This is a genomic window from Paraburkholderia sp. RL18-085-BIA-A (genome assembly GCF_046027075.1).
Classification (GTDB): Bacteria; Pseudomonadota; Gammaproteobacteria; order Burkholderiales; family Burkholderiaceae; genus Paraburkholderia.
The window spans coordinates 33,195-59,230 of sequence record NZ_JARESU010000030.1 but is presented as its reverse complement, the minus strand read 5'-3'; the positions used below and the strand labels follow the sequence as shown (position 1 = coordinate 59,230).

Sequence of the window (26,036 nt, the reverse complement as noted above, 5' to 3'; positions counted from 1 at the left end):
ACGCGGGTTTGCGCCAATTGGCATGCGCCGCGCTCACACCCGTGTACTATTTCGCTTTTTCCGATCTTCAAGAAACGCTCGTGTCTACCCAACAAGTCTCCACCGCATCACGTAAATCGCTCACTTTGCTGCAATTGCTCGGCCTCATCGGCGCCGCGGGACTCATCGCCGCCATTCTGCTGAATCATCTGGTCTAGTCGCGCTGCGACGCCGCCGCACCTCGCGTGCGGCTCTATGCCGGCACCGGTTGCCGGCTTCATTGATATTCCGATTGCCATGTACAAGAAGGGCGTAGCCGTAGAACTCCAGTTTTCCCCCGAGCGACTCAACGACGGCGCGGGCGATCCGTACTGGATCGACCTGACGCAGGACGAAGCGCAACGCTTGCTGGAAAGCCTGCAGGCGCGACTTGGCGCGGGCGGCGGAGGCACGGCCGCGCCGCTGGTCATGAGCCTCGACGAGACGCCGGCGCCGCAATCCGCGAGCGCGGCCGATCCGGCGCGCGGCACGGCCGCCTCGGCGGACGACTTCAAGCAGTGGGTCTGCGTGATCTGCGGCTGGGTTTATGACGAAGCGGCCGGTCTGCCGGATGAAGGCATCGCGCCGGGCACGCGCTGGGCGGACGTGCCGGCGGACTGGCGTTGCCCGCTGTGCGACGTGGGCAAGGAAGACTTCGCGCTGGTCGAGTTTTAAACCTCCCCGAACGACACGCTCCAACGACGGCCCGGCGCGATGCCGGGCAATCGAAGTCCGCCGTTCTCAGGCTGTCCCTTCCGGAAAATCTGCGCCTTCCGTCGTGGCTTTCCACGTATCGAAGTCACCGCGCATGGAGTCGAGCTTCTTGTACGCGAGGTCGAGCGCGATCTTGCCGAGCAATAGACGCAGCGGCGGCTGGTCCGACAGGGCGGCGTCGATAATCGCCTGCGCGGCGCGCACCGGATCGCCCGTCTGTTTGCCGCTGCGTGCCTCGGTCTGCTTGCGGCGCTCGCCGGCCGTGCCCGCGTAGTCGTCGATCACGGTGGCCGACTGCTTGATCGACGGCCCCGCCCAGTTGGTGCGGAACGGGCCCGGCTCGACGATCAGCACGCCGATGCCGAGCGGCTTCACCTCCAGCGCCAGCGATTCCGATAAGCCTTCCACCGCGTATTTGGTCGCGTGGTAGTAGCCAGTCGCCGCGAAACTCGCAATGCCGCCAATCGACGACACGTTGACGATCAGTCCGTTGCGCTGCGCGCGCATGATCGGCAGCACCGCCTTCGTGATGTCGATCAGACCGAACACGTTGGTCTCGAACATCGCGCGGATTTCGTCGTCCTCGCCTTCCTCGATCGCGGCCAGATAACCGTAACCTGCGTTATTGACGAGCGCGTCGATGCGGCCGAAACGCTGCTTCGCCTGCGCGACCACCGCTTCGACCTGCGCGGCGTTGGTCACGTCGAGCGGCAGAACCAGGGCGCGGTCGCCGTGAGGTTCGGCGATGTCTTTCACTTTCGATGCGTCGCGCGCGGTGACGACCGCACGCCAGCCGCGCTCCAGCACCTGCTTCGCCAGTTCGCGGCCGAAGCCAGTGGAACAGCCCGTGATCAGCCAGACGGGATTGTCTCGATTCATCATTTGCGAAACTCCTGTTGATGGTCTACGACATGTGAAGACTGCAATACGACGCGAACCCGCGGTGTGCTCGTTCGCGTCAGCAATCGGTTTGCTCGTGGTGTTCAGCGTGAAGCGTGCCCGGCCCTTTTCTCGGATCGTATCCGCGACGGTGCGCGCGAGCGCGCGTGATTCGGGCAGCGGGCCTGTTGCGGTGATTGCCGTAAGCACCGCGAATGCCGCAATTACCGGTATTTCCGCTATTTCCGCTGCGGACCGGCGTGGCTTTTCAATTGTAGCCGCAGCGCGGCGACTTCGCTTCGCAGCGCCTTGGCGAAGGCACCGGCAAGCGGAGAGTTCGGACGATGCTCGGGATGAATCACGCTCACGCTGAACGGCATGCAGACGCACATTCGATCGGATCGGGCAGCGCAACGACGGTGCGTCCTCTGAGCTCGCGCGTCGCGTGATCTGCTAGCGCCTGACAATTCGCTTCGATGCGGCAATGAATCCATCTTCTCGCCCAGAACCCCACGCGCGCGAGTCCACGAGCCCGCTTGCGTCAGGCGGCTATAATCGCGCTCGATCGTGGCCAGGAAGGTACTCATGAAAAAGATCGCTGCATTTGCGCTCGTCGCGCTTGCACTCACTGCTTGCTCATCGCCCGAAAAGCAGGCGCTGCAAGCCCAGGGGTTCATCCACAACGAAGCCAGTCTTGCCGCCGCCCAACGCAACGCGACGGTCGATTGCCAACCGGAGAACTGCGACGCCGCCTGGGCGCTGACGAAACGCTATATCGAGCAGCATTCCGAGACGTCCGTGACGCGCGCGGACGCGGTCGCAATCGAAACCGACGTACCCTACAGTTCGGGCAATGCCGCCTTCTCGGCGACGCGCGCCGCAAAAGGCGCGGGCGCGACGCTCACCCTCTTTGCGCAGTGCCGGGGCATGTATGGGCCGGACAACGAGAAGGGTTCGGACTATGACGAGTGCGCCGAGAAGATCCTCAAGACGCAGAACGGATATGTGGCGTTTCTGAGGTCGCATGCGTCCGCTCAGTAAGCGCGTTGAGTGATCCCGCCGCGGCGATGACCCGGCGGATCGCGCTCGAAGCCATGGACTGATCTCACGCCGAACTCACCGCGCCCGCACCGTGCGCGTGTACGACGCGATCATCGTCGCGAGCTCCTGGGCGGCGGGCGTGAGTGGAATCGCCGCACGCTGCAGCAGGCAGACGTTTTGTTCGACCGCTCGCTCGCGCACGGGGATCGACGTGAGCGTGCTGGCAAACGGCCCGCGTTTGGCCACGACCGACGACTCCAGTGACAGGCAGTCCGTCGCGGCGACCAGATGCAGCGTCTCGTACAAGCCTTCCACCGTCGCGATGATTTTCGGCGGCGGCAAGCCATGGCTTTCGAGCAGATGACTCAAGCGATTCACGTGCGGTTCTTCGGTGAGATTCGGCGAGCGCGTCGCCACCCACGTGCAATCGACCAGTTCGGCCAGTGAAGTGGCGCCCGCTTTCGGATGGCCCTGGCGGCACACGATCACCGGATCGGACGGATAAAGCGGCGTCACCGACAGATCGGCCGTGTCGGTATGTTTCGACACGAGCGCAACCGCGAAGTCGAGCGTGCCTTCGCGAATCCACGAGATCATCATTCGCGACGTGCCGGTGCGTAGATGCACCGCGACCCGCTCGAAGCGCGTGCGAAATTCCATCAGCACCGGCGCGAACGCATCGACGAGCGGCTCGGTCGTCATGCCGAACGTCACCTCGCCGACGTAATCGCCGCGCAATTGCTGCACTTCCTGCTCGGCTCGCTCGCATTCGCCAATGATCGCGCCGGCCCGCTGCAACAGCCGCTGGCCGAGCGCGGTCAACGCGATGCCACGGTTCGTGCGGATGAATAGCGTCGCGCCCAGCATCGCTTCGAGGTTCTGCAACTGCTGCGTGATGCCGCTCTGCGCGATGCCGAGCGCGCGTGACGCCGCGCGGATGCTGCCATGCTCGGCGACCGCCGTGAACGCGCGCAACTGGGAGATCGTCAACGCCATGAAGAGCTTCCGTCTGGTGATCGGTAAAGGTGATCATGATAGTTCGAACGGGACTTCTTTGAGGCGCGGCGGCGGCATACGATGGCGCGGTCGTCCTTCGACCATCCCACACCCGGTTCCCCATGAAAATTCCGCTGATGATCCTGAGCGCCGCGCTGACTTTCAGCAGCGGCGTGTTCGCCGCCGAGCCCGGCACATTGCGCCTCGGCATCGACCCGAGCTATCCGCCGATGGACGCCAAAGCGCCAGACGGCAGCTTCCAGGGTTTCGACGTCGACCTCGGCAACGAAATCTGCCGGCGCATTCACGCGCGTTGCCAGTGGGTGGAGCTCGAATTCTCGGGGATGATCCCGGCGCTGCAAGCGCGCAAGATCGACGCGATCCTGTCGTCGATGGCGATTACCGAAAAGCGCGAGCAACAGATTCTGTTTTCGTCGAAGATCTTCCAGTTCAAGTCGCGGCTGATCGCGCGCCAGGGTTCGCCGCTCGCGGCTGGCGTGAACGCGCTGGCCGGCAAGCAGATCGGCGTGCAGTCGGGCACGCAGTTCGAGGGCTACGCGTTGAAGAACTGGGCGCCGCTCGGCGCGCACATGATTGCGTACAAGGGGCAGGACGAAGTGTTCGCGGACTTGCAGAACGGCCGCCTGGACGGCGCGTTGCTGGGCTCGGTGGAAGCGGGCCTCGGCTTTCTGCGCACGCCGGCGGGCAAGGGCTTCGTGTTCGTCGGCGAGCCGCTGTCGATGGGCGATCGCGGCGTGGGCATCGGCCTGCGCAAGGACGAGACCGCGGTGCAGGTGTCGATCAACGAGGCGATCGCTTCGATGCTCAAGGACGGCACGTATGCGCGGATCGCGAGGAAGTACTTCGACTTCGACCCGTACGGCAATTGATCATTTACTTCGTATTCTTCTCCCCCAGGCTTTCCGCTCATGAACAGGCAATCGATTCCGCTTCTATCGCCGGCTATCGGCACGCACCGCGAACTGGTGTCGTTTCACTTCGGCACGCGGGGCAGCGGGCAGAAGATCTATATCCAGTCGTCGCTGCACGCGGACGAAACGCCCGCGATGTTGACGACCGTGTTGCTCAAACGACGCTTGCTCGAACTGGAGAAGCAGGGCGCGCTGAATGCGGAAATCGTGCTGGTGCCCGTGGCGAATCCGGTTGGGCTCGGACAGTATGTGCTCGGTCAGTTCCTCGGGCGCTTCGACCTCGGCAGCGGCAAGAACTTCAATCGCCACTTCCTGCAATTCTCGAAGCTGGTCGCGCGTGCGAAAGAGGCGTTGGGTTCCGATGCTGCGGAGAACCGGCGCATCGTGCGCGAACTGGTTGCGGCTGAACTGGCCGAACAGAAACCGCTGACCGAATTCGAGTCGCTGCAATTGGCAATGCTGAAGCTCTCGTTCGATGCGGATGTCGTGATCGACCTGCACTGTTCGCTCGAAGCCGCGATGCACTTGTACACCAGTGAGGCAGCGTGGCCCGAGTTCGAGCCGTTGTCGCGCTATCTCGGCGCGCAGGCGTCATTGCTGGCGACCAACTCGGGCGGCGAGTCGTTCGATGAAACCCATAGCCTGTTGTGGTGGACGCTGCAGCAGCAGATGCCGGCCGACAAGCCGGTGCCCACTGGCACGATTGCGGTGACGGTGGAATGCCGCGGCCAGCGCGATGTCTCCTACGAAGTTGCCCAACGTGATGCGGACGCGATCGTCGATTATCTGGTGTGGCGCAACGCGATTCAAAGGGACGTCGAGCCTTTGCCCGCATTGCTTTCGCCTGCCACGCCGCTTGCGGGGAGCGAGCAGTTTTACGCACCTGTCAGCGGGATTCTGATTCATCGCGCGAAGATCGGCGAGACGGTTGATGTCGGACAGGCCTTGTTCGATATCGTCGATCCGCTGACCGACGAGACGACCACGATCTCCAGCAATACCGAAGGCGTGCTTTATATGCGCCGTGCAATCCGGTTCGTGACCGCGGGTGCGCCGCTAGGGCGTGTGACGGGGACGCGGCCGTTCAGGACCGGGGTCTTGCTGGGCGCGTGAGTTGTTCTCCCAGCGGCGCGTCCTGCTATTTTCTGCCGACCAGATACGTCACGCCATTCGGACCATAGCGCTCCGAATGCGCGTAATCCGCAGGCAAGTGGAACACATCGCCGGGCCGGTACAGCCGCTCTTCAGCGCCGATGCGTATGTGCAATTCGCCGTCGAGGATCAGCGCCTTGGCTTCGAACGGATGCTCGTGCAGATCCATCGCTCCGTTGGCTTCTCGCGTCACGACGACAGGCTCGGGGAAACCGTCTTTCGTCAGGCTTTCGGTGAAGGCGTTGCGATCCATGGTGGCACCATCGTCGGGGAATAACGAAGACTGACTGTACCGCCATCCGCCGATATGTGCAGAGCGCCTTCAGCGCACCGACAACGCCAACACCAGCGAAATAAAGCCCGCAGGCTTCGATCGACCACCGCAGAACCAAGCGGCGAGTCAACCGAAGCCGGGCGCGGCATGATACGGCTTAGTTCACCACCAACACCGGCGCGACCGCCGCCGGATCGCTGATACTCGGACGGCCATTCTCGACGTGACCCGCGAAACGGCGCGAGAAGCTCGCATCGTCATTGCTCGTCACTGTCAGGTCGTACCAGTGATGGCTCGACGCCAGCACCCACGCCTCTTCGACATGCGCGCCGGCCGGCACCAGCACCGCACGCGTGCGCGCGCCATACGCGTTGTCGGTCACCGTCAGGCGCGCAATGCCGTCGCCGCTGTTGGTGAACTTGAGGAACACGTTGCCGTTCGCGACGTCGTATTGGGGCTTCACCTCAGGCTGCGCCGGCTTGTTGTTGCCATGCCGGCCCTCGCCTTGCGCGCTCTGCGTGTTCACCTGCTGCGCATTGCCCGCGAACTTGCGCACGAAGCCGTTCGGTCCGAACACTTCGAACGAGTAGACGCCGTTCGTCGTCGTCAGATCGAAGGTCTCGCTGAGCGACTTGTCCGCTTCGACTGTGTAGCGCCACGGACCATCGGTGCGATTCGTCGAGTACACGTAGAAGTGCGCGCCCTGGTCGCCGGTGTTGGCGATCGAGATCTCGAACGTGTTGCGGTTCGCGTCCGCGTCGCCGTTCACATGCAGTTCGTACGGCAACGCACGCGCGAAGCGAATCCCGCTTTCCTGCGGGTCGACGACGCCCGGCGTCGCCGGCACGGTCGGCTTGGGCTGCGTCGCGCACTGGTTGTCGGCGATGCTCTTGTAGTTGCTGGTGTCCGGCAGCGGCGGCACTTTCGAGTCCGGCGTGCGGAAGTCGAACGCGGTGGTCAGGTCGCCGCACACTGCGCGGCGCCACGGCGTGATGTTCGGTTCATGAACCCCAAAGCGCGTTTCGATGAAGCGGATCACCGACGTGTGATCGAACACCTGCGAGCACACGAAGCCGCCCTTGCTCCACGGCGACACGATCGTCATCGGCACGCGCGGGCCGAGGCCGTACGGCAGGCCGTCGGCGGTATAGCTGCCGCCACGCGCGGGATTGACCACGTTGTGAATTTCGCCGTCGGTGCTGACCGTCGACTTGCCTTGCGCGGGCGTGGTAGCCGGTTGCGGCGGCACCAGGTGATCGAAGAAGCCGTCGTTCTCGTCGTACATGATGAACAGCACGGTCTTGCTCCACACCTCGGGATTCGACGTCAACGCATCGAGAATCTGCGACGTGTATTCGGCGCCGTATGCGGGCGTATATTGCGGGTGCTCGGAGTAGGCGGCCGGCGGGCACAGCCACGAAACTTGCGGCAGTTTGTTCGCGAGCACATCGGCCTTCAGGTCGTCGATGGTGCGCACGGTTTGCGCGCGCTCATACAACGGCGAGCCCGGTTGCGCGTTGATGAAGTTCGTGAAGTTCTGCAGGATGTTGGTGCCGTAGTTGCCGTTCAACGGATCGACGCCGGTCAGGCCCTGCTGATAGACCTGCCACGAAATGCCCGCGGCTTGCAGGCGCTCCGGGTACGTGGTCCACGAGAGCAACTGGTAATTCGGCGGACTGTCGCCGTCGACGAAATCGTTGTTGTCGAGAAGCGGTCCTCCGAGCGTGCCGGTCGGGTCGACCGTGCCGCTCATCAGATACGACCGGTTCGGGTGCGTGGGTCCCGGCAGTGAGCAGAAGTATGCGTCGCAGACGGTGAACGCATCGGCCAGCGCGTAGTGAAACGGAATGTCGCTGCGCAGGTGATAGCCCATCGTCATGTCGGTCTTGTTGGCCGGCCACTGATCGTAGCGGCCGCCGTCGATCGCGGCATGGGTCTTGTACCAAGAGTGATCCAGATCGCCAACGCATTGCGCGCTGGTGGTCGACGTGTCCAGATGGAACGGCAGCACCGGCTTGGTCGCATCCGCTTTCGACGGCTGATACCAAACCGGCTTGCCATTCGGCAGCGGAATCGGGAAGCGGTCGTTGTAGCCGCGCACGCCGCGCATGTGGCCGAAGTAGTGGTCGAACGAGCGGTTCTCCTGCATGAACACGACGATGTGCTCGACATCGCGGATCGTGCCCGTGCGCGAGAACGCGGGCACGGCCAACGCATTGCGAATCGATTCGGGCAGCGCGGTCAGCGCGGCGGCAGCGCCGGCGGAAGAAGCCACGGTCTGCAGGAAACGGCGACGGCTAGTTGATGTCATCGAATATCACCTCTGCGGATGGAAAGAATAGCGCGCGTTGGAGCGTGGGGAAAGCAGGTCAGTTGTTGCTGGCGCTGTCGCCGGGGGCGTAGTGCATGACGGGTGTGACTTGCTGGGTGTCGGCAGCGAGACTGGCTTGCATGTTCTGCGTGATCGGGTCGGACGCGGCGGCGGGGTTCACCGCGAGTGCAGCGGATGCGTCGGGGAGCGCAGCCGCTAACGATGTCGCCTGATGCCGCTGCGCGCCGCTATCGGCAACGGGCGGCGATGAAGTCGAGGCGTTCACGCTTGAGTCGTCAGCGCCGCAAGCGCTCAACGCTACGGTGGCGACTGCGATCGACGCGATGCTCGCGAGGCGTTTGCTTCTTCTCATGTCTGCATCCGGTTTCGTGAAAGCGGGTGCAGTCTCCAATCCTTTCAAGAAATAATTGTGAAACGTTTGCGAGCCGCATATCTTTCGTCAATTCGTTGGTTATTCGAAAGGAAATGGAAAGTAATAGGAAGGACAATCGTCACCGTTACGCCATTTGACTAACGCCTCAGGTACGCCCAATGAATGATTGACGGCTTTGCATAACCGGTTGATCCATGACACGCATCGAACGACCCTTCGACATCACGCGTCTTGAAGAGGAATGGCTGGAGGCGGACGGCTTTGGCGGTTTCGCGTCGGGCACCGTGGGCACGTTGCGCACGCGCCGCTATCACGCGTTGCTGCTGAGCGCGACGCGCGCGCCGTGTGGGCGCATGGTGCTCGTCAATGGTGTCGAGGCGTGGCTCGAAGCGGGAGGGCGGCGCTATCCGTTGACCATGCAGCGGTATGTGCCCGATGTCATCTATCCGGATCTGGGCGCGAGTCTCGTCGCTTTCGACACCGTGCCGTGGCCCACGTGGCGCATTCAACTCGATGCGCAGATGGCGCTGACCGCCGAAGTCCTCGTCAGCAAGGCGACGTGTGAAACGGTGTTGCGTTGGCGGCTGGAGGGCACGGCGACGTCCGCTGATATGAACGCGCTCGTCCTGAAGGTCAGGCCTTTGCTGTCGGGCCGCGATTACCACGCGCTGCATCATGAGAACACCGCGTTCAACTTCAGCGCACGGATCAGCGACGATCACGCATGCGCGAGCTGGCAACCATATGGCGATGTGCCGGTGATCCATGCCGCGACGAACGGCGCGTACACGCACGCGCCCGATTGGTATCGCAACTTCAGCTACGCGCGCGAAGAGGAGCGCGGCCTCGACTTCAGCGAAGATCTGGCGACGCCCGGCGTGTTCAGCTTCGTTCTCGTCGGCGGTGAAGCGGTGATGGTGCTCAGTGCATCCAATGCAGGTAGCGCGGGAACGTCCGTCCTTGCAACGCAATGTGAAAACGCGCGGGCTGTCGCCACTCACGCAACCGAACTCGCACGTATCGAGCAGCAACGCCGCAGCGCGCTGGGCTCACGCCTGCAGCGCTCCGCCGATGCCTACGTGGTCTCGCGCAACAACGGCCGCACGATCCTCGCGGGCTTCCCGTGGTTCACCGACTGGGGCCGTGATACCTTCATCGCGATGCGCGGGCTGCTGATCGCGTCGAACCGTCTCGACGAAGCCGAAGCGATCCTGCTCGAATGGTCGGGCTTGCTGTCCGAAGGCATGCTGCCGAACCGCTTTCCCGACTACGGCGACACGCCGGAGTACAACTCGGTCGATGCGTCGTTGTGGTTCATCGTCGCCGTGTACGACTACCTGGCCACGCGTCACGCCGGCGCCGCGACCCGCACACGCTTGCAACAGGCCGCCGAAACGATTCTGGCCAGCTATACGAAAGGCACGCGCTTCAACATCCAGGCCTGCGCCGACGACGGCCTGCTGCGCGCCGGCGTCCCCGGCGTGCAACTCACGTGGATGGACGCGAAACTCGGCGACTGGGTGGTCACGCCGCGCATCGGCAAACCGGTCGAAGTGCAGGCGCTCTGGATCAACGCGTTGCGCATTGCAGCAACCTGGAACCCGCAGTGGCAGCCACCCGCCGAGCGAGCGTTGCAAGCGTTTCATGAACGCTTCGTCGACCCGTCCACCCAAACGCTGGCCGACAACGTCGACGTCGATCACATGAAAGGCGCGGTGGACCGCTCGATCCGGCCGAACCAGATTTTCGCGGTGGGCGGCCTGCCGTTCCCCTTGCTCGAAGGCGCGGCGGCGTGCGCGGTGCTCGAACAGGTCGAGACGCAATTGCTCACGCCCCTCGGCCTGCGAACGCTCGCGCCGTCCGACCCGGCGTATCGCGGCCGCTATAGCGGGCCGCTGCTCGCGCGCGATGGCGCCTATCATCAAGGAACCGTCTGGCCGTGGCTGCTGGGCCCTTTCGTCGAAGCATGGCTGCGGGTTCGCGGCGCCACGGCGGATGCCCGCGCGCAAGCCAGATCGCGCTTTCTCGACCCGCTCTACGCGCATCTGGACCACGCCGGCCTCGACCATCTGTCCGAAATCGCCGACGGCGACGCGCCGTATACGCCCGCCGGCACGCCGTTTCAGGCGTGGTCGCTCGGCGAATTGCTGCGCATCGAAAGCCTGCTTGCCGGGTCGGGGCCCACCGCCGCGTAAACCGCGCTACGATGTGTGTCCCATCGCCAAGCCTGAAGCAAGGACGAAGTCATGCCACCGCTGCGCGCTGCCAATCTGCTCGACACCATTGAAGGCTCACGCCTGCATTCGGCCGCTTGCGACCGTTGGCAGCGCTGGGGGCCGTATCTGAGCGAGCGCCAATGGGGCACGGTGCGCGAGGATTACAGCGCAAACGGCACCGCCTGGGACTCCTTTCCGCACGACCATGCGCGCAGCCGCGCGTATCGCTGGGGCGAAGACGGTATCGCCGGTTTCGGCGACGACAAGCTGAGCTGGTGCGTGTCGCTCGCACTGTGGAATCGCAAGGACCCGATCCTCAAGGAGCGCCTCTTCGGCCTCACCAACGCCGAGGGCAATCACGGCGAGGACGTGAAGGAGCTGTACTTCTACCTCGACGGCACGCCGACGCATTCATACATGCGGATGCTCTACAAGTACCCGCACGCCGCCTTTCCGTACGAAGATCTGGTGCAGGAAAACGCTCGACGCGGCGGCGACATGCCCGAGTACGAGATTCTCGATACCGGCGTGTTCGACGATCTGTGCTATTTCGACGTGCAGGTCGAATACGCGAAGCACGCGCCCGACGACATCGTGATGCGCGTGACGATCGAAAATCGCGCGGACGAGGCTGCGTCGCTCGATGTGCTGCCGCAAATCTGGGCGCGCAACTCGTGGTCGTGGAAGGAGAACAAGGACAAGCCGTCGCTGGTCGCCGGCACGGACCACAACGGTGACACGCACTTGATTGGGCGTCAGCATGGTCATGAGCCGATCGTCGTGACCGCGTGGTCGAAAGACGCGCCGCAACTCGCGTGGCTCTTCTGCGAAAACGACACCAATGTGAAGCGCCTGTTCCACATGGACGGCGCCGGTCCGTTCAAGGACGGCTTCAACGACTATGTCGTCCAAGGCGACCAGCAGGCAATACGCCGCGATGCCGGTACCAAGGCCGCCGCGCATGCCGCGCTCGAATTCGCTCCGCACGGCCGCGCCGTGGTGTATTTGCGCTGGCGTCCGGAGTCGGCCCCGGACGATGCGCAGTTCGATGCCGATGCAGTGTTCGCGCAGCGCATCGCCGAGGCCGACGAGTTCTATGGCGCGCTGCAACACGAGATCGCCGACCCCGACGCGCGCCTCGTGCAGCGTCAGGCGCTCGCCGGCATGCTGTGGTCCAAGCAGTACTACCAGTATGACGTGCAACGCTGGTTCGACGGCGATCCGCTGCAACCCAAACCGCCGGCGAGCCGCAAACACGGCCGCAATGCGGACTGGCGTCACCTGTGCAATGCGGACATCGTATCGATGCCCGACAAATGGGAGTACCCGTGGTACGCGTCATGGGACCTCGCGTTCCATGCGGCCGCGTTCGCGCTGATCGACCCGGCGTTTGCGAAGCGTCAATTGCTGCTGCTGGTGAAGGACCGCTATCAGCATCCGAACGGCCAACTGCCTGCGTACGAATGGGCGCTCAGCGACGCGAACCCCCCCGTGCATGCATGGGCTGCGTGGCGCGTGTACGAGATTGACCGCGCGCTCACCGGCAAGGCGGATCGCGATTTTCTCGAACTTGTGTTCCATAAGCTGTTGCTGAATTTTTCGTGGTGGGTGAACCGCAAGGACGCCGACGGCCACAATATTTTCCAGGGGGGCTTTCTCGGACTGGACAACGTCGGTATCTTCGACCGCTCGTCACCGCTGCCGACCGGCGGCCACATCGATCAGGCCGACGGCACCGCGTGGATGGCCGCGTATGCGCTCGACCTGATGCGGATCGCGCTCGAACTCGCGTATGCGAACCATGTGTTCGTGGACATCGGCGTGAAGTTCTTCGAGCACTTCCTGTATATCGCCGAGGCCGTGAGCTGCGACGACGGCTGCGAGACGGGCCTGTGGGACAGCGACGACGAGTTCTTCTACGACAAACTGCGCCTGCCTGACGGCAGCAGCATGCCGATGCGGGTGCGCTCCATCGTCGGGCTGATTCCGCTGTTCGCGGTGCACGTGCTGGAAGAGCGTCTGCATGGCGGCTTGCCGTGTCTGCGCGAGCGGCTCGTGTGGTTCCTCGAACATCGTCCGGATCTCGCGAAGCTGGTCTCGCGCTGGAACGAGCCCGGCAAGCGCAACGCGCTCTTACTCTCGTTGCTGCGCGGTCACCGGATGAAAGCATTGCTGCGGCGTGCGCTCGACGAAAGCGAATTTCTTTCCGATCACGGCGTGCGGGCGTTGTCGCGCTTTCATCGCGATCACCCGTTCGTGTTCAATCACAACGGCAAGAGTTTCTGCGTCAAGTATCTGCCGGCGGAATCCGACACGCGCGTGTTCGGCGGTAATTCGAACTGGCGCGGTCCGGTGTGGATGCCGGTCAACTATCTGCTGATCGAATCGCTGTACGAATTTCACCGCTATTACGGTGACGAGTTTCGCGTCGAATATCCGACGGGCTCGGGACAGAAGTTCTCGCTTAGCGAAATCGCCGATGAACTGGCGCGCCGCGCGACCACGTTGTTTCTCAAGAACAAGGATGGCGAGCGGCCCGTGATGCGCGCGTATCCGCTGTTGCAGGCCGACCCGCGCTCGAGCGACCTCGTGCTGTTCCATGAGTACTTTCACGGCGACAACGGGCGCGGCGTCGGCGCTTCGCATCAGACCGGCTGGAGCGGGCTCGTTGCGTTGCTGCTGCAACCGAGGGTGATGGCGGCATCGGGCAACGTGCCGTTGGCGGGCGAGCCCGAACGCGCGCCGATTCCTGTTGCGGCGTCGGCGCCGGCTACCGCGCCGGCCCGTATGCCCGAACCAGCATCCGAACTGGCGTCCGCGCTCGCAGCTACCACAGCAAAGTAGTAAGCACGGCCGACGCGCATGCCGCGCGGGCCGCGTGATCGTTTTTGAACTGTGTCGGTTCAAGCGTGGTCTTTCATGTATCGCCACGTCCGTTCCATTGGCTTCCTCAAGTGAATCCCATGTCGACTACACCGAACGCCCCAGCTTCCGATCATTCCGCCGCCGCTCAGGCACCGAGCTGCAAGGTCAGCGCGAGTCCGCATGACGCGCCGCCGTCGCCGGCCGGCAAACGGCCCGCGCCACCTTGCACGCTGGTGATCTTCGGCGCCGGCGGCGACCTCACCAGGCGGCTCTTGATGCCCGCGCTGTACAACCTCTCGGTGGACGGCCTGCTCGATGGCGCGATGAAAATCATCGGCGTCAATCACGGCGAGCGCGAGACGAGCGAGTGGCGCGAAGACCTGCACAAGTCACTACAGCAATTCGCCGCCGACAAAGCCAGCACCTTCCACGCCGGCAAGCTTGACGACCACGCGTGGGACTGGGTCGCGCAACGCCTCGAATACATGGCCGGCGAGTTCGAAACCGACGACACCTTCACGAAGCTCAAGCAGGTCTTCGAACAGTCGCCGGGCGGCAACGTGATCTTCTATCTCGCAGTCGGCTCGCGCTTTTTCAAACCGATCGTCGAGCATCTCGGCAAGGCGGGCTTGCTGAAGGAAGGCGACGGGGAAAGTGGCGGCTTTCGCCGTATCGTGATCGAGAAGCCATTCGGCACCGACCTCGCGTCGGCGCGCGATCTGAACGCGCACATTCTGTCGTACGCGAAAGAATCGCAGGTCTATCGCATCGATCACTTTCTCGGCAAGGATACCGTGCAGAGCATTCTCGCGGTGCGCTTCGCGAATGCGCTGTTCGAGCCGATATGGCGGCGCGAATATATCGACAGCGTGCAGATCACCGCGGCGGAAACGATCGGCGTGGAAGGGCGCGGCAAGTTCTACGAGCAGACGGGTGCGTTTCGCGACATGGTGCCGAACCACCTGTTCCAGTTGCTCGGCATGGTCGCGATGGAGCCGCCCAACTCGTTCGACGCCGAAGCGGTGCGCGACAAGAAGGCGGAAATCTCCGACGCGATCCAGCCGCTGACTCCGGACGACGTCGTATTCGGCCAATACGAAAAGGGCCCGGCGGGCGTCGGCTATCAGGAAGAACCGAACGTCGCGCCCGGCAGCACGACGGAGACGTACGCGGCCGCACGCGTGTTCGTCGAAAACTGGCGCTGGGCCGGCGTGCCGTTCTATCTGCGCACCGGCAAGCGGCTGGCGGCGCGTCGCACGGAAATTTCGGTGCAATTGAAACCGGTGCCGTTCCGCCTGTTCCGCGATACGCCGGTCGATGCGCTCACGCCCAACGTGCTGACCTTGCGCATCGATCCCGCGCATGGCACGAGCTTCGACTTCAATGTGAAAACACCGGGCCCGGTGATGCAGGTCGGCGGGGTGCAGTCTTCGTTCGACTATGCCGACTTCTTCGCGGAACGCGCCAATGTCGGCTATGAGACGCTGCTATACGACTGCATGCTCGGCGACGCGACGCTGTTCCAGCGGGCCGACAGCATCGAAACCAGCTGGTGCGCGGTGGACGACGTGCTGCATCCGAAAAGCGGCGGCGCAATGCCCGTGCGCGGTTATGCGGCCGGCAGCGAAGGCCCCGCACAGGCCGACGCGCTGCTCGCGCGCGACGGCCATGCATGGCGGCCATTGCAACAGCATGCAGTCGAGAAGAAGTAACGCCAACACGCGCTCATCAACGTCAACATGATCGGGGGACACCGTGGCAACAACCAAGACGAAAGTAACGGGCAGCACTGAGCGGATTCTTGCAATCGACGTCGGCGGCACCGGCCTGAAGGCCGCGATCATCGACTCGGAAGGCCAGATGAAAACCGAGCGCGTGCGGGTGGCGACGCCGCATCCGTGCACGCCGGACCAGTTGGTCGATGCGTTGGCGAAGCTGGTCGCGCCGCTCGTCGAACAGGCGCCCCCCACGCTGATGTCGATCGGATTTCCGGGCGTGGTGCGCAACAACCGCATTCTCACCGCGCCGCACTTCGGCCTGGAAGGCTGGCATGACATTGCGCTCGCCGACTCGTTGGCGCAGCGTCTGGGTGGCTTGCCGGTGCGCATGATCAACGATGCTGAGATGCAGGGCTTCGCTGCGATCGAAGGACATGGCCTCGAATTCGTGCTGACGCTCGGCACGGGCGCGGGCACCGCGATGTTCCGCGACGGAGAGTTGATGCCGCATCTCGAACTCGCTCATCACCCGGTCAGCAAGAAAGGCGTCGCATACGACGAATACATCGGCGAGGCAGCACGCGAGAAGGCGGGGAATAAACGCTGGAACCGGCGCGTTCATCAGGTGATCGGCATTCTGGAGTCGCTCGTGAACTACGACAAGCTGTGGATCGGCGGCGGCAACGCGGCGCGTCTGAAGTTCGAGTTGCCTGCGAACGTGGCGACCGTATCGAACGATGCCGGTATCGAAGGCGGCGCGCGCTTGTGGCATCCGCTGTCAGTGCGCGAAACTCGGCAATTGCCCGAAGCGAATCAACGCACGGGGCGATTCAAATAGCGCCCGATTTGCGGGCCAATATCAGGGAGTGTTCAACGTGACTCGATGCGGCTTTGGTATTGCAAGGCACCTGTTGTCGGCGGGCGTGTGTGCGGCGCTCGCTTTGGCAACCGCGCATGGGTACGCGGTGGAAGCGTTCGCGGTAGCGTCGCCGGGTTTGGCCGATGGCGGCACATTGGATTCGAGCCACGCGGCCAGCACTAATAATTGCGGCGGCGGCAACGTGTCGCCGGCGCTGCAATGGCGTAACGCGCCCGCCGGCACGAAGAGTTTCGCGGTCACGATTTTCGATCCCGACGGCGCCAAGGGATTGGGCATCGTGCACTGGGTGCAGTACGGCATCGCGCCGTCGACCGCGGCGCTCGCTGCGGGCGGCGCCGCGCCGCCCGGCAGCGTCGCCGGCACGAATCGGACCGGCGGTCCCGGTTATTACGGGCCGTGTCCACCGGTTGGGGACGTGCCGCATCACTACGTCGCGCAGGTCTATGCGCTCGATCTGCCACCCGATGCGCTGCCCGCCGGCTTGACCCGCGATGCGCTGCACGCGGCCATCAAGGACCATGTGCTTGCCGCGACGAGCACGGTGCTGCGGTATGGGCGATGAGGCGTCCGGCTTATCTCGCCGCGTCGCCCCAACGGTATTGCACGCTGGCTTCGTCGAGCTGGGTCTTGATCTGTGCATCGAGCACCAGTTCGGAAGCCGCGAGCGTATCGCTCAACTGCTCCGCGCGGCTCGCGCCGATAATCGCTGACGTGACGAGCGGATTGGCCAGCACCCAAGCGAGAGAAACCCGGGTCAACGACTCGCCCGTCGGCGCCACGATCGCTTTCAATTGCTCGATCGTCTCGAACTCACGCTGGTGCCAGTATCGCTCCTGGTACATCGAGCCGGCTTTGCCGACGCTCTCGGTGAAACGCCCGGTTGTCGGCGCGGCGTTCAACTGGTGCTTGCCCGTCAGCAAGCCGCCCGCCAGCGGGTTATACGGCATCACGGCTAATTGTTCCTCTGCGGCCAACGGCAGCAACTCCCGCTCGATCTGGCGGAACAGCAGGTTATAGCGAGGCTGCACCGACACGAAGCGCGCGACGCGCAACACATCGGCGCGTCCCAACGCGCGCGCGAGCCGATACGCGAGAAAGTTTGATACGCCGACATAACGCGCTTTCCCCGAGCGCACGATCGCATCCAGTGCCTCGAGCGTTTCGTCGAGCGGCGTGTTCGCATCGTCGGAGTGGAGCTGATAGAGGTCCACGTAATCAGTGCCGAGGCGGCGCAGCGACGCGTCGATGGCATCCAGAAGATGTTTGCGCGACGCGCCCTGATCCCACGGTGCGGGCCCCATCTTGCCCACCGCCTTGGTCGCGAGAATGAAGCGCTCGCGTTTGCCCTTCAACCAGCGCCCGACGATTTCCTCCGTACGTCCGGCAATACTTTCGTCGCCGCCGAGCGGATACACGTTGGCCGTGTCGATGAAATTCACGCCAGCGTCCGCCGCTGTGTCGAGAATGCGATGCGAGACATCTTCTTCGGTTTGCAGGCCGAAGGTCATCGTGCCGAGACACAGGCGCGAAACGGTCAGGCCGGTGCGGCCGAATTTGCGGTATTGCATGGTCAACTCCGAAGGTGAACGGATCAGTGGCGGTATGCAGTGTTGCAAAAAGGATAAACGGAGTCGCGATTCGATGTCGTCTGCAAGCCTCGCGTTAGGTTATTGAAATGAAAGGTAATAGTAGGGGTCAATTGGGCTGCTAGCCTGCCGTTATTCGCTGTCTGCGTACTTATCATTACAGTGACGTAATAAAACTCAGTCATCTGTTGAATGAAAATTACGATATCCATACGTTAGTAAAAATCCGAAACAATTTTCTTACGCGATGTAACACAGGGCGCGATTGATGCGCCTTAATCCATATGGAATGATAGCGATTCTCATTTAACAACTAGCCAGCCACCCCGTCCTTTCTGCGCCAGTCAGACGACCGGAAGCCAGCCAATTGCAGATTTGTCATTGATCGCATCTCAGACATGCGAATTTGACAAGTGCACACCTGACGGGATTTCCATGTTCAACCACACGCCGCTTGCGACTGCGTTAGCGCTAGCTTTTGCCATTCCATTTGCGACACCGGCTGTCGCGCAGACCGCTCCTCAATCCGCGTCGCAACCTGCGGCCGACAGTGAATCGACAAACGGTTCGGCAAACGGAGCGGCAAACGCAGCGGCAAGCACCGTGGCCGAGAGCGGCACGCTGCCGACCATCGGCGTCCAGGCGCAGGCTGAACAACAGGACTTCCAGGCTGAACGTGCGACTGTCGGCGCGAAAACGCCTACCGCGTTGCGCGATATTCCGCAAACTGTCACCGTCATCAACAAGGCCGTGCTGGCCTCACAAGGGGCCACCTCGTTCCAGGACGCGCTGCGCAATGCGCCGGGCGTGACGATCGGCGCGGCCGAAGGCGGCCAGATCGGCAACAACATCAACCTGCGCGGCTTCACTGCGCAGAACGACATCTACCTGGACGGCTTCCGCGATCGCAACCAGTACTATCGCGACACCTTCGACCTCGACGAGCTCGAAGTGCTGTACGGTCCGTCGTCGATGCTGTTCGGCCGCGGCTCGACGGGCGGCGTGATCAATCAGGTCAGCAAGAAAGCGAGCCTGAAGGACTTTGGGGAAGTCTCGGCGATGATCGGCACCGACGACCGCTACCGCACCAGCGTCGACGTGAATCACAAGCTGACCGATACCTCGGCGATCCGCCTGAACGCATTCGGTCAAAGCCTGGGTTCGACGCGTGACGTGATGAAGAACAAGGACTTCGGTGTCGCGCCGGAAGTTCGCTTCGGGATCGGCACGCCGACCGAAGTGACGCTGTCCGCGCTGATCCAGCACAATCACGACATGCCCGACTACGGCATCCAGGCGTTGAACGGCCGTCCCGCGCCAGTGCCGAAAAACACCTTCTACGGCTTGACCGACGACCGCACGATCCAGGACGTGCAGATTTTCACCGCCGGGATCAAGCACAAGATCTCCGATGCGCTCACGCTGACCAACCAGACGCAGCTCTCGCACTCGATGACCGATGCGCGCGAAACCGCGCCGCAAGCGGTGCTGACCGGGCCGCTGTCGTCGAGCACCGCATTGTCCAACGGCAATTTCACGACGCTGTCGCCGTCGCAACTGTTCATCAAGTTGCAGAGCCACGACCGTGTGATCGAGAACCACTCGATCTACAACGACACGATGCTCGAATACAAGTTCGACACCGGCCCGATCAAGCATGACCTGATTGCCGGCTTCGAGCTCGGTCACGACAGCTATTCGAACCAGGCGTACACGCGCAACAATTTGCCGATCGTGCCGATGTTGAATCCGCCGATCATGAGCACGCCGTCCAATGTGACCACCACGGTCGGCAACTACGCCGACTCCGGTGCAAACGAACTTTCGGCCTATATCAACGACACCGTGTCGCTCAACCAGCACTGGAAGGTGATCGGCGGCCTGCGCTGGGATCGCTTTCAGGCGCAGATCCACAACACGATCACCGCGCCGCTTTACGCGAGCCAGACCAACTTCTTCACCAGTGTGCGCGCGGGCGTGATCTACCAGCCCACCGACTGGCAGTCGTACTACGTGTCGTATGGCACGTCGTTCAACCCGTCGCTCGAAAACCTGACGGTGACGAACCTGACGCAAAACCTCGCGCCGGAATCGACCAAGTCGTATGAAGTCGGCGGCAAATGGGATCTGCTTGGCGGCAATCTCTCGGTGACCTCGGCGTTCTTCCGCCAGGAAATGGACAACGCCCGCACGCAAGTCTCGCCGACCGAATTCGAACTCGCCGGCGACATCCGCGTGGACGGTTTCCAGGCGGGCGTGGCCGGACACATTACCGACAAGTGGCAGGTGTTCGGCGGCTACACGTACATGGACGCGGTCATCCTGAAGGCGCTCGACGGCACGCAAGGGCACACGCCGGCCAACACGCCGCGCAACACGCTGACGCTGTGGACCACTTACGCGATCACTCCGCATTGGGAGATTGGCGGCGGCCCGATCTATATGTCGCCGCGCTACGCGTCGAATACGAACTACGTGCGGGTGCCGGGCTACACGCGCTGGGACGCGACCGCCGCCTATCACGCGAAGAAATTCGACGTGCGCCTGAACCTGCTGAACCTCACCAACAAGGAATACTTCGACGCGCTGATTCCGTCGGACGGCGGTCGTTCAGTGCCGGGGGTCGGACGCACGCTGCTGGCGACTTTCGACTATCGCTTTTGATACACGCAGGGCGGATACGGTAGCCTTGTTGGTTTTGACAACGGCAAGCTGACGCAAAGGAAACACTATGTTGCTGCAGATTCCGAAGGTACTGGACGCCGGGCAGTTGCGCTTCGTGCGCGAGCGGCTCGAACAGGCCGGCGACGCGTGGGTCGATGGTCGCGCGACCGCTGGTTATCAGGGCGCGCCGGTCAAACGCAACCAGCAGATCGCCGAGCACTCGCCGGTTGCGCGCGAGCTTGGCGATGTGATTCTCGCGTCGATCGAGCGCAACCCGCTGTTCATCAGCGCGGTGTTGCCGAATCAGGTGTATCCGCCGCTTTTCAATCGCTACGAAGGCGGCATGCAGTTCGGCAGCCACGTCGATGGCGCGGTGCGCGTGCTGCCCAACGGTGTGAAGCTGCGCACTGACGTGTCGATCACGTTGTTCATTTCCGAACCCGACGAATACGACGGCGGCGAACTTGTGATCGAGGACACCTACGGCGTGCAGCAGGTGAAGCTGCCGGCGGGCGACATGATCGTCTATCCCGCCACCAGTCTGCATCAGGTCACGCCGGTCACACGCGGCGCGCGCATCGCCAGTTTCTTCTGGGTGCAAAGCCTCGTGCGCAGCGACACGCAGCGCGCGCTGCTGTTCGACATGGACACCGCGATCCAGCGCCTGAACGCCACCCACGCCGACGACACCGCGCGCCGCAGCCTCGTCGGCTGCTATCACAATCTATTGCGTACCTGGAGCGAAACGTGAGCGTCCGCGAGACTATCGACATTCAACCGTCGGCCGACATGGACCACGCGATGCGCGAGCCGCGGCGGCTCGACAGCGGAGAACCGAAGTCGCGGCAGCAGCGTTCGCGGCGCGCGACCTTCATCAAGTGGCTGCGTAAGGTGCATGGCTGGGTCGGTTTGTGGGGCGCCGCGCTGGGTTTGCTGTTCGGTACCACGGGGTTCTTTCTGAACCATCGCGGCGGGCCGCTACGGGTCTCCACCGGCGAGCCGCAAGTGTCGGTGTTGCAGCTGCCGTTGCCGCAACCGGCACCGGACACGCCGCGCGAGTTGGCCAAGTGGCTCAAGTATGAACTGAAGCTGGTCGGCAATCCGGGGCGCGTGCAGAAAGAGCCCGCGCATCCGGTCGCGTGGGGCGAGCGCAGCGTCTTGCAGCCCGAGCATTGGCAACTGAATTTCTCGTCGCCGCGCGAAAGCACGTCGGCCGAGTATTGGGTCGGCAATGGCTATGTGACGGTCAAGCGCAGCGAGAACACGTTTCTCGCGATGCTGACGAATCTGCATAAGGGCGTGGGCTTGAGCGTCGGCTGGGTGCTGCTGATCGATACGCTCGCGGGCAGCCTCATCCTGTTGTCGCTCACCGGCGTGCTGCTGTGGACGGAGTTGAACAAGCGCAGAACGGTCGGCGCGGTGCTGGTGTTGGGATCGATCGCCGCCGCCGTCTGTATGGGACTGATGTAAAAGCGGGCGCTTGCCCGATAGACGCGAGCCGGCGGGCACGGTGTTGGTCGGCCGGCCTCGCGGCGCGTGCACCACTGCGGTGAAGCCGCCGCTCGCGCTAGAATCTCCGCAGATCGCCACTTTGCAGGCTCTGCCGGAATTCGCCGATGACCACCCTCGCCAATCCAGTCGACGCCGCGCTCATCACGCGGCGCGCGATTCGCGCTTTTCTCCCCACGCCGGTGCCGCGCGCCGACATCGAAGCCATTCTCGAAGCCGCCAGCCGCGCGCCCTCGGGCACCAACACGCAGCCGTGGAAAGTCTATGTGGTGACAGGCGAGTCGCTCGCGCGTCTGTCGCGGGATCTGCTCGCGGCCTTTGACGACCCCCAACGCGACGCGCTATATCGCGAAGAGTATCCGTACTACCCGCAGCAGTGGGTGTCGCCGTACATCGACCGCCGCCGGAAAGTCGGCTGGGATCTGTATGGCCTGCTCGGCATCGAAAAGAGTGACAAGGGGCGCATGCATGCGCAGCACGCGCAGAACTACCGCTTCTTCGGCGCGCCGGTCGGTCTGTTCTTCACGATCGACCGTGTGATGGAGCGCGGCAGCTGGCTCGACTATGGCATGTTCCTGCAGGCGATCATGACGGCCGCGCGCGGGCGTGGCCTCGACACCTGTCCGCAGGCCGCGTTCACGCCATTTCATCGGGTGGTGGCGCCACATCTCGGCTTGCCGGAGGGCGAGCAGCTAGTGTGCGGCATGTCGCTCGGTTTCGCCGACCAGAACGCTCTCGTCAACACGCTGCGCACCGAGCGCGAACCGGTTGAACGGTTCACGCAGTTCCTTGATTGAGCGCGGCTTACAACACGCGCGACCCTTCTCCCCCCACTATCCCTCGGAACATTATGAAAACTTCGCGCCGCCATTTTTTGATGCTGAGCGTGGGCGTCGGCTCATCGCTCGTGCTGTCCCGTGCGGCTTTCGCCGACACCGCGAACCGGCTCAGCGAAGCCGACCCGAAGGCGCAAGCCCTCGCTTATGTGGAGGACGCGTCGAAAGTCGACAAAGCCAAGTTTCCCAGCTACGCGGCAGGGCAAACGTGCGCCAACTGCTCACTGTTCCAGGGTAAGGCTACGGACGCCTATGGCGGCTGCACGCTGTTCGGCGACAAGCAGGTGGCTGCGCGCGGCTGGTGCAGTTCATATACGAATATGTGAGAGGGAGCGGGCGGCGGGCGTGTTTCCGGCGGGCAACGCCGCTCACATCAAACCCGGCTCAAATCTCACATCAACGCCTTCAACACCAGTTCATGCGAGCGGCCGATCCACACGGCCGCGTCGCGGTGATCGCGCAGGGCGTCGCCGGTATTCGGGTGCAGGAAGATATCGAGCGCGCCGTGATTCAGCGTGAGCCAGCCGACCACGTCGGCAAATTGTGCGTGGGCGAATCCGAGCTGATACGACCACATAGGATGCGGGCCGACCGGGCGTTCGTGAAAGCGGCCGATTTGCAGCTTGTCGTTCCAGTGCGCTTCGATCTGCTCGCGGAACGCCCACGCGGCGTCGCGGCTGCTCGAATCGAAATAGATGTGGGCGTGCCAGCTTTCGATGGCGGAGGTGTCGCGAAAGGTCATTTCAGAGTCCATTGCGTTCTGTTGCGTGTCAGGCTGCGTCAGTCTTTATCCGACATTCATTCTGCTTCGATTTCCGCCGGCGCGCGCGGTGCGCGCCTCATGTAAAACTGTGTATCGTCTTCGCCGACTACCTCGAAGCCGAGCCGGTCGTACAGGCGTTTCGCGGGATTGCCTTTGAGCACCTTCAACGTGACCGGCAATGCATCGGCCTGGCCGGCACGCAAGACGGTGCGCAACGCGCGTTCGCCAATGCCGCGCCGTTGCACCGACGGCATGATCTGCAATTGCACGACCACCCACTCGCTATCGGTGCGATGCGCTTTCAGCAAGCCGGCCGGCGCGCCGTCGACGCAGACCACTCGCGCCGTATCGTAACGATGCAGCAGGCGTGCGCGATGTTCGGCGTCGTCCGCGGGTTGGCCGGCGCGCGTGAGGTGTTCTGTCATCGTGGCCTTGCGTAGTGCGAACAGAAAGGGCTCGTCGTCGGCGAGCGCGGGACGCAGGGTCAACCCAGATTCTCGAGTGGACATAGGGGTGATGTTGCCACGCGCGGGTGGCAAGTAAGTTTTGTCGTGAATTGTCGCGCCAGCAGCGCTTTTTTACCACGCGGTGATGTTTCGGCTCGCGCGCTTTCGGGTTCGACGCGAACGGCTATCCGTTGGGTCGGGTGTTGACGCTGACGAGAGGGACGCACGGCGAGGCGCGCCGTTCCAAATGCCGCCGGTGTTAGCGTCTTGCCGAATGCGTCGTTCGCGGCGTTTGCGTCAGACTCGCTACGCGAAGCCCGATGTTGCCAACCCCCGGTGGCACGTGCTTTGCTTTTGCCTCCTGCGCAGATTGCCGGCGCGCGCCGGTTCGATGCTTCGCGCTCGCGCTGCCGAACCGCCGACGAACGGCGCCCACCTGGCACCATAACGAAAAATGCTGAACGAAACCACACACTGTCACGCGCGAAGTCGATGGCAAAGCCGTCACGCTCGTCTTTTATCCTGACACCGGGTGTTTGCGTTTCGCGGACACACGCGGCCTGTGTCATGAACTGAGGCCGCCGCATTGATGGCTCGCAAGCGTTTGCGTGTCGCGCGGCGTGCGCAATCGAACGCTGGCGACGACAGAAAGTTTGACTGCGGGCCTCACCGTGTTGTTGCATGAGTTCTGCGCGAAGCGGCCACGCGGGTTGAGCGGTCCGATGCGTGTGTCGGCTGACGAATTGGCTGTTGATGCACCCACTGATGAGCCCGGTCGCGCGGCTGCAGGTTCGCCGAATGGTGCGTCGGCGTATTTGTCGATTCACGCACCGCTTCGCGCATCGTTCAATGCGAGGATGGCGACGACGCAATAGCGCGCATTGCTCAGTCGAAACAAAGCGGCGGACGGTCTGCGTTTTCATTCAGTTTTTGCAGTGACGTTCGTCCACATGACGAGCGGCTTAACGAACTTTGCGAGGTGGGCTATGGAGATTGTCGAGCTTGAACCCAGCGTCTCGGCAGACGGACGTGCGGTGATCTTCCAACTGTCGACGCGTGGACGGGATCTCGAATGCGCCGTCACGCGCGAAGCGTTGGAGCAGCACTTCTGGTTGCAGCACGACGCTAGCGCGGCACGCGTGCTGAAGGCCTTCGCGGATGGACGCAAACGCATCACGGCAGTCGCGGAAAGAAAGATGCTCGCACGTCCGGGCGAGAAAGTACTGCTGACGATAAGCGATTTCACTGCGCGCGGTTGATGGTCCTGATGCGACTCTTCTGCGCGAGGTCTTGCATCGCGATGTGTGCGAGACTCGCAATACGCGAAGCTGAACGAGCGATGGCGAACGTGCCGTCGCTCGCGCGGCTGTTCGCGCATTCGGTGCGAGTGTGCCCATTCTGCTGACTAGCCGTCGCGTTGCTCACGCTCGCATGTTTCAAGCGCGCGTTTCCACTCCCTCCTCTTTCATCTGCCTGCCGACAAACCTGTGATCGACCTAACCGGTCGAAGTTACCGGCGCCGCGCCTGTCCGACGAAATCCCTGTTACATCGATTCGGCAAATTAGCCCGCCAATGCCCCTCGCTTCGGCCAATTGCATCCGGAGGCGCTCGCATACACTGTTTTCCATGGAGCGACAAATCACCGAGCCCATCGACGCGGTCTTCCCCCCGCGTTGTTTTGAACCGTACCGTTGATGGCAGTTTGCCGTGGTGGTCGAAGTCGAACACGGCAGGGCAGTAACGCAGTAGGAAGTAGAAGCAATGCGCACAACGCGCGATCCATGCGATCGGGCGCGAATCAGCAGGGGTTGCAGCCAGGAGTAGTCGAAGGCGAAGGACCG

Annotated in this window: 24 protein-coding genes; 15 read left to right on the top strand and 9 right to left on the bottom strand. The window is 63.0% G+C overall.

Annotated features, from left to right (window positions below):
- Nucleotides 1-276: 276 nt before the first annotated feature.
- Nucleotides 277-693: a rubredoxin gene (locus tag P0D89_RS21435; RefSeq protein ID WP_408358709.1), complete on the top strand. Its 417-nt coding sequence runs from the start codon at nucleotides 277-279 to the stop codon at nucleotides 691-693.
- Between the two features lie 66 nt (nucleotides 694-759).
- On the opposite strand, the gene P0D89_RS21430 is transcribed toward P0D89_RS21435, so the two are convergent.
- Nucleotides 760-1,614 (bottom strand): oxidoreductase, encoded by an 855-nt coding sequence (locus tag P0D89_RS21430; RefSeq protein ID WP_408358617.1) that lies wholly within the window; start codon nucleotides 1,612-1,614, stop codon nucleotides 760-762.
- A gap of 236 nt (nucleotides 1,615-1,850) precedes the next feature.
- The gene (locus P0D89_RS21425; protein WP_408377169.1) at nucleotides 1,851-1,991 is read right to left on the bottom strand and encodes a hypothetical protein; all 141 of its coding nucleotides are present in this window, start codon (nucleotides 1,989-1,991) and stop codon (nucleotides 1,851-1,853) included.
- 205 nt (nucleotides 1,992-2,196) lie between these two features.
- Here P0D89_RS21425 and P0D89_RS21420 point away from each other — a divergent pair, with 205 nt between their 5' ends.
- On the top strand, nucleotides 2,197-2,652 hold the full coding sequence (locus tag P0D89_RS21420; protein WP_408358616.1) for a hypothetical protein: 456 nt from the start codon (nucleotides 2,197-2,199) through the stop codon (nucleotides 2,650-2,652).
- Between the two features lie 75 nt (nucleotides 2,653-2,727).
- Here P0D89_RS21420 and P0D89_RS21415 read toward each other — a convergent pair whose 3' ends face one another.
- Nucleotides 2,728-3,648: a LysR substrate-binding domain-containing protein gene (locus tag P0D89_RS21415; RefSeq protein WP_408358615.1), complete on the bottom strand. Its 921-nt coding sequence runs from the start codon at nucleotides 3,646-3,648 to the stop codon at nucleotides 2,728-2,730.
- 122 nt (nucleotides 3,649-3,770) lie between these two features.
- On the opposite strand from P0D89_RS21415, the gene P0D89_RS21410 reads away from it, so the two are divergent.
- Both P0D89_RS21410 and P0D89_RS21405 read left to right on the top strand, forming a co-directional pair.
- A complete protein-coding gene (locus P0D89_RS21410) occupies nucleotides 3,771-4,538 on the top strand; it encodes a transporter substrate-binding domain-containing protein (protein ID WP_408358614.1) in 768 nt (255 codons plus the stop codon).
- 39 nt (nucleotides 4,539-4,577) lie between these two features.
- A complete protein-coding gene (locus P0D89_RS21405) occupies nucleotides 4,578-5,693 on the top strand; it encodes a succinylglutamate desuccinylase/aspartoacylase family protein (protein WP_408358613.1) in 1,116 nt (371 codons plus the stop codon).
- Between the two features lie 25 nt (nucleotides 5,694-5,718).
- Here the strand turns inward: P0D89_RS21405 and P0D89_RS21400 are convergent, their stop codons facing one another.
- The 3 genes from P0D89_RS21400 to P0D89_RS21390 form a co-directional block, all read right to left on the bottom strand.
- Entirely contained in the window at nucleotides 5,719-5,985 is a 267-nt protein-coding gene (locus P0D89_RS21400) for a cupin domain-containing protein (RefSeq protein ID WP_408358612.1), read from the bottom strand.
- 178 nt (nucleotides 5,986-6,163) lie between these two features.
- Nucleotides 6,164-8,317, bottom strand: a complete 2,154-nt coding sequence (locus P0D89_RS21395; RefSeq protein ID WP_408358611.1) for a phosphocholine-specific phospholipase C — start codon at nucleotides 8,315-8,317, stop codon at nucleotides 6,164-6,166.
- A gap of 58 nt (nucleotides 8,318-8,375) precedes the next feature.
- Complete coding sequence (locus tag P0D89_RS21390; RefSeq protein ID WP_408358610.1) at nucleotides 8,376-8,690, bottom strand: hypothetical protein; 315 nt, start codon at nucleotides 8,688-8,690, stop codon at nucleotides 8,376-8,378.
- A 215-nt stretch (nucleotides 8,691-8,905) separates the two neighbouring features.
- Here P0D89_RS21390 and P0D89_RS21385 point away from each other — a divergent pair, with 215 nt between their 5' ends.
- The 5 genes from P0D89_RS21385 (at nucleotide 8,906) to P0D89_RS21365 (ending at nucleotide 16,952) form a co-directional block, all read left to right on the top strand.
- Nucleotides 8,906-10,906, top strand: a complete 2,001-nt coding sequence (locus tag P0D89_RS21385) for an amylo-alpha-1,6-glucosidase (RefSeq protein ID WP_408377167.1) — start codon at nucleotides 8,906-8,908, stop codon at nucleotides 10,904-10,906.
- 51 nt (nucleotides 10,907-10,957) lie between these two features.
- Nucleotides 10,958-13,771, top strand: a complete 2,814-nt coding sequence (locus tag P0D89_RS21380; RefSeq protein WP_408358608.1) for an MGH1-like glycoside hydrolase domain-containing protein — start codon at nucleotides 10,958-10,960, stop codon at nucleotides 13,769-13,771.
- Nucleotides 13,772-13,890: 119 nt separating this feature from the next.
- Entirely contained in the window at nucleotides 13,891-15,504 is a 1,614-nt protein-coding gene (gene zwf / locus P0D89_RS21375) for a glucose-6-phosphate dehydrogenase (RefSeq protein ID WP_408358607.1), read from the top strand.
- 43 nt (nucleotides 15,505-15,547) lie between these two features.
- Nucleotides 15,548-16,348, top strand: coding sequence for an ROK family protein (locus tag P0D89_RS21370; protein ID WP_408358606.1), 801 nt, complete (start codon nucleotides 15,548-15,550; stop codon nucleotides 16,346-16,348).
- Between the two features lie 37 nt (nucleotides 16,349-16,385).
- Nucleotides 16,386-16,952 (top strand): YbhB/YbcL family Raf kinase inhibitor-like protein, encoded by a 567-nt coding sequence (locus P0D89_RS21365; RefSeq protein ID WP_408358605.1) that lies wholly within the window; start codon nucleotides 16,386-16,388, stop codon nucleotides 16,950-16,952.
- Between the two features lie 10 nt (nucleotides 16,953-16,962).
- On the opposite strand, the gene P0D89_RS21360 is transcribed toward P0D89_RS21365, so the two are convergent.
- Nucleotides 16,963-17,958, bottom strand: a complete 996-nt coding sequence (locus P0D89_RS21360; protein ID WP_408358604.1) for an aldo/keto reductase — start codon at nucleotides 17,956-17,958, stop codon at nucleotides 16,963-16,965.
- Between the two features lie 453 nt (nucleotides 17,959-18,411).
- On the opposite strand from P0D89_RS21360, the gene P0D89_RS21355 reads away from it, so the two are divergent.
- From P0D89_RS21355 to P0D89_RS21335, 5 genes are all read left to right on the top strand, one after another.
- Nucleotides 18,412-20,640 (top strand): TonB-dependent receptor, encoded by a 2,229-nt coding sequence (locus P0D89_RS21355; RefSeq protein WP_408358603.1) that lies wholly within the window; start codon nucleotides 18,412-18,414, stop codon nucleotides 20,638-20,640.
- Between the two features lie 67 nt (nucleotides 20,641-20,707).
- Nucleotides 20,708-21,391 (top strand): Fe2+-dependent dioxygenase, encoded by a 684-nt coding sequence (locus tag P0D89_RS21350; protein ID WP_408358602.1) that lies wholly within the window; start codon nucleotides 20,708-20,710, stop codon nucleotides 21,389-21,391.
- The gene (locus P0D89_RS21345) at nucleotides 21,388-22,110 is read left to right on the top strand and encodes a PepSY-associated TM helix domain-containing protein (protein WP_408358601.1); all 723 of its coding nucleotides are present in this window, start codon (nucleotides 21,388-21,390) and stop codon (nucleotides 22,108-22,110) included. Before P0D89_RS21350 ends, P0D89_RS21345 begins: the two co-directional genes overlap by 4 nt.
- A 146-nt stretch (nucleotides 22,111-22,256) precedes the next feature.
- Nucleotides 22,257-22,946 carry a nitroreductase gene (locus P0D89_RS21340; RefSeq protein ID WP_408358600.1) on the top strand — a complete coding sequence of 230 codons (690 nt, stop codon included), beginning with the start codon at nucleotides 22,257-22,259 and terminating at the stop codon, nucleotides 22,944-22,946.
- A gap of 53 nt (nucleotides 22,947-22,999) precedes the next feature.
- Nucleotides 23,000-23,311, top strand: coding sequence for a high-potential iron-sulfur protein (locus P0D89_RS21335; protein ID WP_408358599.1), 312 nt, complete (start codon nucleotides 23,000-23,002; stop codon nucleotides 23,309-23,311).
- A gap of 65 nt (nucleotides 23,312-23,376) precedes the next feature.
- On the opposite strand, the gene P0D89_RS21330 is transcribed toward P0D89_RS21335, so the two are convergent.
- The gene (locus tag P0D89_RS21330) at nucleotides 23,377-23,727 is read right to left on the bottom strand and encodes a DOPA 4,5-dioxygenase family protein (RefSeq protein ID WP_408358598.1); all 351 of its coding nucleotides are present in this window, start codon (nucleotides 23,725-23,727) and stop codon (nucleotides 23,377-23,379) included.
- Nucleotides 23,728-23,783: 56 nt separating this feature from the next.
- Nucleotides 23,784-24,257 (bottom strand): GNAT family N-acetyltransferase, encoded by a 474-nt coding sequence (locus P0D89_RS21325; RefSeq protein ID WP_408358597.1) that lies wholly within the window; start codon nucleotides 24,255-24,257, stop codon nucleotides 23,784-23,786.
- 923 nt (nucleotides 24,258-25,180) lie between these two features.
- Between P0D89_RS21325 and P0D89_RS21320 the strand changes: the two genes are divergently transcribed.
- Nucleotides 25,181-25,453 (top strand): DUF1488 family protein, encoded by a 273-nt coding sequence (locus P0D89_RS21320; RefSeq protein ID WP_408358596.1) that lies wholly within the window; start codon nucleotides 25,181-25,183, stop codon nucleotides 25,451-25,453.
- The last annotated feature ends 583 nt before the right edge of the window (nucleotides 25,454-26,036 follow it).

What these genes read in the sequence shown, in the direction of transcription:
- P0D89_RS21415 (WP_408358615.1), bottom strand. Translation starts at nt 3,648, where the DNA reads ATGGCGTTGACGATCTCCCAGTTGCGCGCGTTCACGGCGGTCGCCGAG.
- P0D89_RS21335 (WP_408358599.1), top strand. Translation starts at nt 23,000, where the DNA reads ATGAAAACTTCGCGCCGCCATTTTTTGATGCTGAGCGTGGGCGTCGGC.
- P0D89_RS21430 (WP_408358617.1), bottom strand. Translation starts at nt 1,614, where the DNA reads ATGATGAATCGAGACAATCCCGTCTGGCTGATCACGGGCTGTTCCACT.
- P0D89_RS21340 (WP_408358600.1), top strand. Translation starts at nt 22,257, where the DNA reads ATGACCACCCTCGCCAATCCAGTCGACGCCGCGCTCATCACGCGGCGC.
- P0D89_RS21410 (WP_408358614.1), top strand. Translation starts at nt 3,771, where the DNA reads ATGAAAATTCCGCTGATGATCCTGAGCGCCGCGCTGACTTTCAGCAGC.
- P0D89_RS21360 (WP_408358604.1), bottom strand. Translation starts at nt 17,958, where the DNA reads ATGCAATACCGCAAATTCGGCCGCACCGGCCTGACCGTTTCGCGCCTG.
- P0D89_RS21405 (WP_408358613.1), top strand. Translation starts at nt 4,578, where the DNA reads ATGAACAGGCAATCGATTCCGCTTCTATCGCCGGCTATCGGCACGCAC.
- P0D89_RS21400 (WP_408358612.1), bottom strand. Translation starts at nt 5,985, where the DNA reads ATGGATCGCAACGCCTTCACCGAAAGCCTGACGAAAGACGGTTTCCCC.
- P0D89_RS21420 (WP_408358616.1), top strand. Translation starts at nt 2,197, where the DNA reads ATGAAAAAGATCGCTGCATTTGCGCTCGTCGCGCTTGCACTCACTGCT.
- P0D89_RS21380 (WP_408358608.1), top strand. Translation starts at nt 10,958, where the DNA reads ATGCCACCGCTGCGCGCTGCCAATCTGCTCGACACCATTGAAGGCTCA.
- P0D89_RS21320 (WP_408358596.1), top strand. Translation starts at nt 25,181, where the DNA reads ATGGAGATTGTCGAGCTTGAACCCAGCGTCTCGGCAGACGGACGTGCG.
- P0D89_RS21385 (WP_408377167.1), top strand. Translation starts at nt 8,906, where the DNA reads ATGACACGCATCGAACGACCCTTCGACATCACGCGTCTTGAAGAGGAA.
- P0D89_RS21425 (WP_408377169.1), bottom strand. Translation starts at nt 1,991, where the DNA reads ATGCCGTTCAGCGTGAGCGTGATTCATCCCGAGCATCGTCCGAACTCT.
- P0D89_RS21325 (WP_408358597.1), bottom strand. Translation starts at nt 24,257, where the DNA reads ATGTCCACTCGAGAATCTGGGTTGACCCTGCGTCCCGCGCTCGCCGAC.
- P0D89_RS21330 (WP_408358598.1), bottom strand. Translation starts at nt 23,727, where the DNA reads ATGACCTTTCGCGACACCTCCGCCATCGAAAGCTGGCACGCCCACATC.
- P0D89_RS21350 (WP_408358602.1), top strand. Translation starts at nt 20,708, where the DNA reads ATGTTGCTGCAGATTCCGAAGGTACTGGACGCCGGGCAGTTGCGCTTC.
- P0D89_RS21355 (WP_408358603.1), top strand. Translation starts at nt 18,412, where the DNA reads ATGTTCAACCACACGCCGCTTGCGACTGCGTTAGCGCTAGCTTTTGCC.
- P0D89_RS21395 (WP_408358611.1), bottom strand. Translation starts at nt 8,317, where the DNA reads ATGACATCAACTAGCCGTCGCCGTTTCCTGCAGACCGTGGCTTCTTCC.
- zwf (WP_408358607.1), top strand. Translation starts at nt 13,891, where the DNA reads ATGTCGACTACACCGAACGCCCCAGCTTCCGATCATTCCGCCGCCGCT.
- P0D89_RS21390 (WP_408358610.1), bottom strand. Translation starts at nt 8,690, where the DNA reads ATGAGAAGAAGCAAACGCCTCGCGAGCATCGCGTCGATCGCAGTCGCC.
- P0D89_RS21435 (WP_408358709.1), top strand. Translation starts at nt 277, where the DNA reads ATGTACAAGAAGGGCGTAGCCGTAGAACTCCAGTTTTCCCCCGAGCGA.